The sequence below is a fragment of the Aetokthonos hydrillicola CCALA 1050 genome, assembly GCF_017591665.1.
GTDB lineage: Bacteria > Cyanobacteriota > Cyanobacteriia > Cyanobacteriales > Nostocaceae > Aetokthonos > Aetokthonos hydrillicola.
The window spans coordinates 1-1,329 of the sequence record NZ_JAAKGC010000401.1 but is presented as its reverse complement, the minus strand read 5'-3'; the positions used below and the strand labels follow the sequence as shown (position 1 = coordinate 1,329).

General features: G+C 42.5%; 2 protein-coding genes. One reads left to right on the top strand and one right to left on the bottom strand.

Annotation, left to right across the window (positions count from 1 at the left end; translation table 11 throughout):
• Positions 1–368 precede the first annotated feature (368 nt).
• Entirely contained in the window at positions 369–1,232 is an 864-nt protein-coding gene (locus tag G4P69_RS38320; RefSeq protein ID WP_208355220.1) for an MOSC domain-containing protein, read from the top strand.
• Here the strand turns inward: G4P69_RS38320 and G4P69_RS38315 are convergent.
• Positions 1,216–1,329 (bottom strand): transposase (locus G4P69_RS38315; protein WP_208355222.1); only part of this gene is annotated, 114 nt, incomplete at its 5' end. The two genes, G4P69_RS38320 and G4P69_RS38315, sit on opposite strands and share 17 nt — an antisense overlap.

Genomic DNA, 1,329 nt, shown 5'->3' with positions numbered 1-1,329 from the left:
AAAATACGCTCTCATTGCAGGATGCTGCTTGTCAGTATCCGGGGATGGAGCCAACCCTGCTAGAGGCTTGGGAGCGTTTCAAACAATCCGCGAATCAAGTAAGCGCGTCTGAACGTGGGAAGACTCATTCTCCCCGCTTAGCGGATCTCTAACAAGGTGAAAACTACTCAGCCAGATAAACCAGTAGGGTTAAAAGCTGAGGGGTAATGTTTTACCAGAATCTCCGTGTCTTTAGACCGGAGAGGGGTTCAATTCCGTAGCTTGACGCCAAAAGTTACTCCCAGTTCCCAAAATTCTAGTGTTAGCGGTTAGTATGAAGTTGATAATCGTTTGGTTTCTTGTTATAACGAGCCGCTAACACATAAACGATGAACAATATTCACGTTCAGCAATTATTTATTTATCCCGTCAAAGGGTTATCACCCCAGAAGTGCGATCGCGTTTTGTTACAAGTTGGACATGGCATTCCTGGCGATCGCACTTTTGCCTTAATGTATCAAGAGGAAGACTCGCTCCATCACTCTTGTTATGATGTACCGTGGATGAAGAAGAAACACTTCATCACACAAAACGATTGGTCTGCACTAGGAGCCTTAGATAGTTACTATGATGCTGCTATTAACACTTTGACAGTGAAACGCGACGGAGTGGAGTTATTGGTAGCCGATACCGTAAGCCCAAGTGGACGCGATCGCATTGCTGCATTTTTCACGGGATACTTAGCAGCAATTCATCCTACTCACGCAGCGAGACATCCTGAGCGCGCACCCTTACAATTTGTAGGAGAGTTTGGAAAAACGCGCTATCCTGACAGAGAACCAGCGCATATTTCCATAGTTAGTCAAGCAACCATTAACCATTTGAGTGAGCTAGCTGGACAAACAGTAGATGTACGCCGTTTTCGCCCTAATATTGTTTTAGAAGGTGTATCTGCTTGGGAAGAATTCGACTGGGTAGGACAAGAAATGCAAATTGGTACAGCAAGGATTGCTATCACAGCACGAATTAATCGTTGCTTAAATATTCATGTCAACCCAGAGACAGGAGAACAAGATATTGCTCTGCTTTCTCTGCTACAAAAGCATTTTAAACACACACAAACTGGTGTTGTAGCCAAGATTATAACAAGTGGAAGTATGGAGATTGGCGATCAGATTTCGGATATTAACCTTTCACAGCAGTTCCTTTATTCCGAAGAAAACGGCTCTTGCGTACTTAACGTGCTAAATTAATATCATAATGCCAAGAAAGTAAAGCTCTAATTTCAAAATTGCGAAAATTTCTGAAGCCAAATCCATTTCGTTTTATTAGCTTCAATTTATTATTAAT